This window comes from Streptomyces sp. NRRL S-340 (genome assembly GCF_000720185.1).
Lineage (GTDB): Bacteria > Actinomycetota > Actinomycetes > Streptomycetales > Streptomycetaceae > Streptomyces.
On sequence record NZ_JOIY01000086.1, the window covers coordinates 1 to 8,273 of the forward strand.

Annotated in this window: 6 protein-coding genes and 1 pseudogene; 6 read left to right on the forward strand and 1 reads right to left on the reverse strand. The window is 69.4% G+C overall.

What is annotated here, in order from left to right:
- Positions 1–291: 291 nt before the first annotated feature.
- Both IG64_RS36985 and IG64_RS38035 read left to right on the forward strand, forming a co-directional pair.
- Positions 292–972 carry an SMI1/KNR4 family protein gene (locus tag IG64_RS36985; protein WP_037864870.1) on the forward strand — a complete coding sequence of 227 codons (681 nt, stop codon included), beginning with the start codon at positions 292–294 and terminating at the stop codon, positions 970–972.
- A gap of 242 nt (positions 973–1,214) precedes the next feature.
- Positions 1,215–2,457, forward strand: a pseudogene (locus IG64_RS38035) (IS701 family transposase).
- 492 nt (positions 2,458–2,949) lie between these two features.
- Here the strand turns inward: IG64_RS38035 and IG64_RS37000 are convergent.
- Positions 2,950–3,876 (reverse strand): LysR family transcriptional regulator, encoded by a 927-nt coding sequence (locus IG64_RS37000; protein ID WP_037864882.1) that lies wholly within the window; start codon positions 3,874–3,876, stop codon positions 2,950–2,952.
- A 94-nt stretch (positions 3,877–3,970) separates the two neighbouring features.
- Here IG64_RS37000 and IG64_RS37005 point away from each other — a divergent pair, with 94 nt between their 5' ends.
- From IG64_RS37005 to IG64_RS37020, 4 genes are read left to right on the forward strand one after another with little or no spacing between them, the layout of a single operon-like run.
- Positions 3,971–5,080 (forward strand): epoxide hydrolase family protein, encoded by a 1,110-nt coding sequence (locus IG64_RS37005; protein WP_078884437.1) that lies wholly within the window; start codon positions 3,971–3,973, stop codon positions 5,078–5,080.
- A complete protein-coding gene (locus IG64_RS37010; protein WP_051813829.1) occupies positions 5,077–5,529 on the forward strand; it encodes a hypothetical protein in 453 nt (150 codons plus the stop codon). Before IG64_RS37005 ends, IG64_RS37010 begins: the two co-directional genes overlap by 4 nt.
- Positions 5,526–6,416 carry a fumarylacetoacetate hydrolase family protein gene (locus IG64_RS37015; RefSeq protein ID WP_037864874.1) on the forward strand — a complete coding sequence of 297 codons (891 nt, stop codon included), beginning with the start codon at positions 5,526–5,528 and terminating at the stop codon, positions 6,414–6,416. The genes IG64_RS37010 and IG64_RS37015 overlap by 4 nt, the downstream gene beginning before the upstream one ends.
- A gap of 57 nt (positions 6,417–6,473) precedes the next feature.
- Positions 6,474–7,379 carry an SCO6745 family protein gene (locus tag IG64_RS37020; protein ID WP_037864877.1) on the forward strand — a complete coding sequence of 302 codons (906 nt, stop codon included), beginning with the start codon at positions 6,474–6,476 and terminating at the stop codon, positions 7,377–7,379.
- Positions 7,380–8,273 lie beyond the last annotated feature (894 nt).

Here is an 8,273-nt window from a genome sequence, read left to right on the forward strand (position 1 = left end):
CCACCCGCTGGAACAGGTCGTACAACTCGTCCGGCACCAAACGTTCCACGATCAGCACAAGCCCAGACTACCGACCATGCCAAATGAGACGACATCTTAATACTCCAGCTGTAGATCGTGATCTTGTTGACGGGCGTGACTGAGTGCGCTGGCTGGCTACTGAGGGGCTCAGCTGGCCGATGTGCGTGTTGTGCCGAGGGGCCTGGGGCGTCGGGCCGTTCTTGAGCCCGTCGGGACGGCAGCAGTGGGCCCCGCGCCCCAGGTGGCGGTGGCTACACGTACGGTCTGCGCATGACCGATCAGTGGTGGGTGGGCGTGCGGGAGCGGGTCGAGGCGGCGGGTGCTGGGCCTTTTGGCAGCAAGGTGTTCGGGGCATTGGGACACCGATGGATCGTGGAGGACCCGCTTACCCAGGGCGAGCTTGTCGAACTTGAGGCTCAGACGGGCGTGCGGCTGCCAGAGGAGTACCGGGCCTTCCTGCTCCACGTCGGCGCGGGCGGCGCCGGCCCCGCGTACGGCCTTTTCCCGGTTCGGCGCGTGCAAGGCCGCTGGCGTTGGGAAGGCGACGGCGCGGACCTGGCCGACCTGTCGAGGCTTGCCGAGCCGTTTCCCGACCAGGGCCCGGACCCGAAGCTGCTCGACGACCTTCTTGCCCAACGCCCCGAGGAAGAGGACTTCGACGACATCGAGGACTTCGACGACGCCATCGGGGCGTGGGACGAGCGGTGGGAAGCCGTCATGTTCGCGCCGGAGCGCACCGCCGGCGCCATCGTGATTTCCCACCTGGGCTGCGCCCAGAGAGAATGGCTGATCATCAGCGGCAGCCACCGTGGCACGATCTGGTCCGACTGCCGGGTGGACGACGTAGACCTCGCCCCGCTGCTCGACGACGACGGTGCGCCGGTGACGTTCGCCCGCTGGTACACCGACTGGCTGGAGAAAGCCGAGCGCACAGCCCTGTCGGCACCGTAGGCCTCTGCTGTTGGGCGTTGCGGTTGTCGAACGGGCTAAGAGCTGCGAACAAAAGTGGGCGCCGCCCGCCGGGGCCCACTTTTGTTCGCAGCTCTAAGTAGGGCCCTCAGCCACAGTGGGGCCGGTGCGGAAACGCGTGCGGCCACCGATGATCATCGTGAGTTGTGTGGACTAACGACGAGACGGTGGCCGCAGGTCACAGCATAGATCCCGCCCGATGGCGGGAGGCGTTCGAGGGCCTGATGGGGCGGATCGCGGGACGGTTCTCCCGGGTTGAACCCCGCCTGCGAGCCGGGCGGTTGGTGCTGGGCCTGCTGTCGGACCTGCCTCGCAAGAACTGCTGGACCATCGCGGAGTGGGCCGGGGAGGCCAGCCCGCACGGCATGCAGCACCTGCTGTGCCGGGCGGTCTGGGACGCCGATGCCATCCCTGACGATGTGCGCGAGTACGTCGTCGAGCACCTCCGTGACGAGGCCGCGGTGCTGGTCGTCGACGAGACCGGCGACGTGAAGAAGGGCACCCGCACCGTCGGGGTCCAGCGCCAGTACACCGGCACGGCCGGACGGATCGAGAACGCCCAGGTCGCGGTCTACCTCGTCTACGCGGGCGAGCGGGGGCACGCAGCGGTGGACCGGGAGCTGTACCTCCCACGGTCCTGGACGTGCGACCCGGCACGCTTCCGGGCCGCCGGGCTCGGCGGGGACACCGCCTTCGCGACCAAGCCGGATCTGGCCCGCACGATGATCGAACGGTTCCTGGACGCCGGACACCGCGTGGGCTGGGTGACCGGGGACGAGGTCTACGGCAGCAACCCGGCACTGCGGGCGGCTTTGGAGGAACGCGGCATCGGCTATGTCCTCGCGGTGGCCTGCTCGGCCGAAGTCGCGACTCAAGGCGGTAAGTTCCGGGCAGACGTCCTGGCCAAGCGGCTACCGAAGCGGGCCTGGCAGAAGCTGTCGGCCGGACGCGGCGCGAAGGGGCACCGCTTCTACGACTGGGCGGTCATCGATCTGGCCGGCCCCGACCGACCCGGGTCACCAGCAGCTGCTGATCCGCCGTAACCGTGCCACCGGCGAACTGGCCTACTACTGGTGCTTCTCACCCCAGCCGGTGCCGCTGAGCAAGCTGGTGCGGGTCGCCGGATCCAGATGGCGGGTGGAGGAGACCTTCCAGACCGAGAAGGGGCTCGCCGGACTCGATGAGCACCAGGTCCGCCGCTGTCCCTCCTGGACCCGATGGGTCACCCTGGCCATGCTCGCCCACGCCTTCCTCGTCGTCGTTCGTGCCGACGAACACGCCCGCCGTCCCGGACCGGCCGACCTGGTCCCACTGTCTTGCAACGAGATCCAGCGCCTGTTCATCTCGCTCGTCGTCCGGCCGGTCCACGACGCAGCCCACCGGCTCGGCTGGTCCGACTGGCGACGTCGCCATCAAGCCCGGTCCTGCACCAGCCATCACCGGCGACAAGCCGCATCCCAGACATGAAGATCACGATCTACAGCTGGAGTATCAAGGGCGTGGGGCCGGGCCCCGCCGCTGTGGTGCTGGCCGTCTGCCCGGCCGGATCCGCGCTCGGCCGGTTCACGGCTGACCTCAGGACGCGGAGATCCTGGCCAAGCGCGTTCACAAGGTGTTTGCCGACCGGTCGTACTCGCGGGGGTCCTGCGCTGTGCTGGGAGGGACGGGGCCCGGCTGGAAGGGTCGGGGTGCTGCTGGGAGGCTGGTATCGGTCGTGGTGAGCGCGGTGGTCATTGGGTGTCGGTGGTCGCCGGGTGTCGGGGGGCGCGCGAGGTGTGGCTCTGACCGCGCTGTACTGCTGTTGGGTGCCCTGATCGAGCGCAGTCCGCCCGGTGTCGTCCGGTTCAGCGATGCGCGGGACGTCCACGGGGAAAAGCCCCCTGATCCCGTCGGGACGCTGTGACGGCGGACCGGGCACGGGCCGTGATCGCCTACGCAGGGGGGCGGAGCCGCGGCTGGTCATGGCGCGGGGATCGGTCCGTCCCGGTGGGTTCCGGTAAGCAGAGCTTCGGCATGCCTGCGGAAAGCGGTGACCAGACGGCCGCGGTCGTCGGCGCGGGTGGCGAGTACGACCTGGCTGGGTTCGACTCCCTGCAACGGGACGGTGGTCAGGCTGGGATGCAGGCCGGTCGCGTGGTCGAGGGGCGGTCCGATGGCCACGGCCTGCCCGGCGGCGATGAGTTCGTGCTTGTCCTCAAGAGCTTCGACCAGGGGACCCTCGGGCGCGGGCCGCCCGTCGGGCCGGGGATCGAGCCGCCAGTAGGCGTTCAGCAACGCATCGGACTGGCGTACGTGGGGGATCGGTTCGTCGGCGATGTCGCCGAGGGTGACGGACTCCTGGCAGGCCAGACGGTGGTCCCGGGGCACGACCAGCACGCGCGGTTCGTCGTAGAGGACGGTGACACGCAGCCGGTCGGTGGGGAACGGCAGGCGCGTCACCACCGCGTCGGCGCGGTGCTCCAGCAGCGCGCCGCGCGAGTCGTTCCAGGCGAGCAGGCGGGTGTGGACCTCGGCATCGGGGTTGCGGTCGCGCAGGGCCCGCACGGCCGCAGTGATGGCCAGCCCCCTCGTATAGCCGATGGTGATGCTGCCGGGCCGGGCCGCGGCCCGGGTGCGGGCCATCGCCTCGGCCGCGGCGCGCAGCAGCCCCTGGGCCTGAGGCAGGAAGACCTCGCCGGCCTCGCTGAGCCGGGTGCCGCGCGTGGTGCGGTCGAGCAGGCGGACGCCGACTTGCTGTTCGAGGCGGCGGATCTGCCGGCTCAGCGACGGCTGCGTGGTGTGCAGCGCCTCGGCGGCACGACCGAAGTGCTGGTGCTCGGCGACCACCGTGAAGCACTGCACCAGCCGCAGGTCGAGGTCCACGGGTGCGGGGAAGCGTTCGGACACCACCCCACTCTAACTGCACTTATGTACAAACCGTATTACCTGTATCGGAACAATCATTGGACTGCGCGCTCGTCGTGGCCGCACCGTGGTGGCCATGACACCGGACAGCGTGACACCGTTTCGTATCCACATCCCCGACAGTGCCCTGGAGGATCTGAAGGACCGGCTCCACCGGGTACGCCTTCCCGGCCGGGAGACGGCACCGGACAACAGCCAGGGCGTGCAGCGAGAACGCCTTGAGGAGCTGCTGGAGTACTGGGCCACCGGGTACGACTGGCGCGATCTGGAGCGGCGGCTCAACGGCCTGGGCCAGTTCCGCACGACCATCGACGGGCTCGGCCTCCACTTCATGCACATACGCTCACCCCGCCCCGACGCCACCCCCCTGGTGCTCCTGCACGGATGGCCGGGCTCGTTCCTGGAGTTCCTGGGGACCGCCGGCCCGCTCACCGAGCGCGGCTTCCACCTAGTCGTCCCCTCGATGCCCGGCTACGGCTTCTCCGACCAGCCCGCCTCGACAGGCTGGGACCCGGACCGGATCGCCCGCGCGTACGGCGTGCTCATGTCGCGCCTCGGTTATGACTCCTACCTGGCCCAGGGAGGCGACTGGGGCGGTGTCATCGCGACCCGCATGGGGGCGCAGCGGCCGCCGGGCCTGCGTGCGATCCACGTCAACTTCCCCGAATTCCTCGCTGCACCACCGGTCGGCGACGCCCCGATCCCACAAGAGAAGACCGCACTCGAACAGGGCAGTCGCTTCCTCGCCGTCCATTCCGGATACCACCTCGTACAGCGCACCCGGCCGCAGACCATCGGCTACGCTCTGACCGACTCTCCGGCCGGGCAGGCCGCCTGGATCTACGAGAAGTTCCTCGACTGGACCCGGCCCGACGCCCTCACCCCCGACGAGATCCTCGACCACATCTCCCTGTACTGGTTCACCGGCACCGCTGCTTCCTCTGCCCGCCTGTACTGGGAGTACGCGCGGCAGCCGCTCGCTCTGACCGAGCTGGACCTTCCCGTCGGGGTCAGCGTCTTCCCGGACGAACTGACGCGTACCCCGCGCATCTGGGCCGAGCGCGCCTATCACGACCTGCGCTACTTCAACGACGACATCCCCGCGGGCGGCCACTTCGCTGCTCTGGAGCAGCCCGGACTGTTCGCCGAGGAGATCGTCAAGTTCGCACGGACGGTGAACGCGTGAAGACGGCCGTGATCAAAGGGGACACGGACGGTATCGGGCGCGGCCCCGCACGTATCCACCTCCAGCGTGGGGACCGGGCCGTGGACGTCGGGACTGGCCAGGCTGAAGCCGCGTCCGGCGCCCGGTCCATCCGGGCCGACCTGGAACCCGCCGACGAGAACGGGTGGCTGACCGGCCGGCTCTCCGCCGAACTCGACACGATCGACGCCCTCGACCGCGGTGCCCGGCTCCATCGCTCCCGGCGTCCGGAGACCACCGACGGCCCGGAGCCCAAGGTCACGCTGACCTCCCCCAGCCGACACTTGCCCAGCCACCCCCTGGCTGGCCTACCCGACCGCGCTGCTGATCCGATCGTGCCAGACTTCGGCGACGCCGGGCGCTCGGACCCCCACGTCGGCGTCGGCGCACCACGGCTCCACGACTACACCCGGCAGGTGCTTGCCCGATGAAATGGGTCAGCTACCGCTCCGCCGACGGCTCCCCGCGCTGCGGCGTGGTGCACAACAGCAAGATCCACACCGTGGGCGTGAGCCTGCTGGAACTGCTACGTGCCGAAGGCGGCCTGGAGGCCGCCGCAACCAGGGAACCGACCGAGATCGTCGAGCTGGCCACAGCCAGCCTGCTGGCGCCGATACCGGTGCCCCCGGCGGTCCGGGACTTCGCCGCGTTCGAACGCCACATCAGCAACGCGGGCAAGGCAGCCGTCGGCGACAGCACGGTCAGCCCGGTCTGGTACGAGTATCCGCTCTTCTACTTCTCCAACCCGGCGGCGATCAAAGGACCGTACGACGAGGTACCCATTGCCCCGGGCGCTCAGTTGTGGGACTACGAGGTCGAGGTCGCCGCGGTGATCGCCGGCGACTGCTCCAACCTTGACGCGGCCACGGCGGAGAGTCACATCGCCGGCTACCTGGTCTACTGCGACTGGAGCGCACGCGACATCTCCGCGAGAGAGATGGCATTCGTGTACGGCCCGTCCAAGAGCAAAGACGCCTCGACCAGCCTGGGCCCGTTCCTCGTCACCCCCGACGAACTGGAACCCTACCGCTCGCACAAGGGCTATGCGCTGCGCATGGACGGGTACGTCAACGACGAGCACTACGGCGGCGGCAACTGGAACGAGATCCACTGGTCGTTCGGCCAGATGCTGGCGCACGCGTCGCGCGGCACCACGCTACGAGCCGGTGACATCCTCGCCAGCGGCCCCGTGGGCACCGGCTGCATCCAGGAGCTGTCCGGCAACCGCCCCTATCTGACACCGGGAGACACGGTCCGGATCGAAGTGCAGCAACTCGGCGCGATCTCCGCACGGATCACCGCCCCGGAGCCGCCCTGACCTACCCGATGCACCAAAGACAATCCTGACCCTTCCACTTGCCGGGAGACCACTGCAATGCATCTTGCCAGCACCTCCGCTCGCGCTGACACGGACCTGAAAGCCGTCCGCGAGGTCAGCCTCATCATCAACGCGACCCACCTTTTCGTCTACTTCATCCCCGAGGCACCGGAAGAGGCCGCCAAGCTGGGCGTGACCGAGCACGGACCGGCGTACTTCGCGTTCCGGTCGGCCCCGATGGGCGCAGTCCCGTGGCAGGTCACACTCGCGGCCTTCTACAACTTCAGCCCACGGTCGGTGCAGGCCATGGCAGGCGTGTGGGACACAGCGACGCCAGAGCAGTGGCAGGCCGCCCGCTTCGCAGCCGTCGGCCGCGCGTTGCAGCGCGTCGACGTGAACATCACCGCCGGTCAGATCACCGAGGCACGATCACTGATCGACCGGGTCGTCCGGAGTGCCGACTACGCCGGGAAGACGATGGCTGCCGCCAACGCCTCGGTCCCTCTCCCCGCCGATCCGCTCGTCGCACTATGGCAGCAGATCACGGTACTGCGGGAGTGGCGCGGCGACGCGCACATCACCGTGCTCGCCGCCAACAACCTCGGCCCCTGTGACTGCAACCTTCTGCAAACCGCGACAGGTCACTTCCCCGAAGCCATCGCGCGTGCCACCCGGCGGTGGGACGACGAGGAGGTGACTGCGGCAACGACACGCCTCGTCGCACGCGGCTGGCTCAACGCCGACGGCACCGCGACCGATGCCGGCATCGCGGCGCGCGAGCAGATCGAGGCCGAGACCGACGAGCACTGCGCCGCGCTGTGGACGCCGATCGGCGACACCCACGTCCGCCGCCTCACCTCGCTCATCACGCCGATCCACGACGCATTCACCTCAGCCGGGACATACCCTTTCCGCGTGGAGACCAGAGACACACAATCCGCCGATCCGGACGCCGCCAGGTAGCTCGTCTGATCGTGCCCCAGCTTCCCTGACCGCCGCGCCGCCCACCGCTCCCGCACGCAGGACCGCAGAACGAGGCGGGAGCGGGCCCTGAGTGAGGGGGGCGACGTGGTTGACCGAGAGGTGTGCTGCCTGGCGGACCGGAGAGCGGCACGGGGACCGCCGGTGCCGGGCGGAGGGCTTCCCGCCAGAGGCGGTTCGGCGGCTGGGGGCCGTGACCGGAGCAGCCGGTGCTGGATCTTCGTGGCCAGGCTCAGCGGGACGGTGCGGCGGCCCCACTGGTACACGTCGGTGTAGGACCGGTTCGCGATGACGATGTACGTCAGCGCGTGGGCCGTGTCGCCGATCGCCCGCATCACCTCCGCGTCCGGCGCCGCGGGCAGGAACAGTTCGAGGAGACCGTTGGCGTCCCCGTGATTGGTTACCGGGGTGATGATCCGGACCAGCGCACGTCCCCTGACCTCCACGCTCGGCCGCTGGGTGCGGATGACGTCGTCGTGCAGGGTGCCGCGCAGCGTGATGCGCCGGGCGGGTTCGTCGGTCTCGACGCTGCTGCCCACCCACGATCGGGGCGGGCAGACGTGATGCGCGACCGCCTCAGGGCCGAGAGGGCCCGCGGGAGGTCAAAGGGAGCGCAAGTTCAAATCCTGTCATCTCGACCCTGCTTCTCGCAGGTCGGAGGCCGTTCTCTCATTCGTGGGAGGGCGGCCTTCCGCGAGTCCCAGGGCGTGGTGGTCGCAGCCGCGCGGTCCGGCCCGCACGGTTGGCCGTCTGCTTGGCTGCCCTGAGTACGTGAGAGGCGGTCATGAGAGGTTGAGCCCCGCGTGGTCCCACTGATCGAGCAGCACCTCTGCGGGTAGCGCGCTGCCCTCGGGAGCCAGGCGCTGGACCGGCATG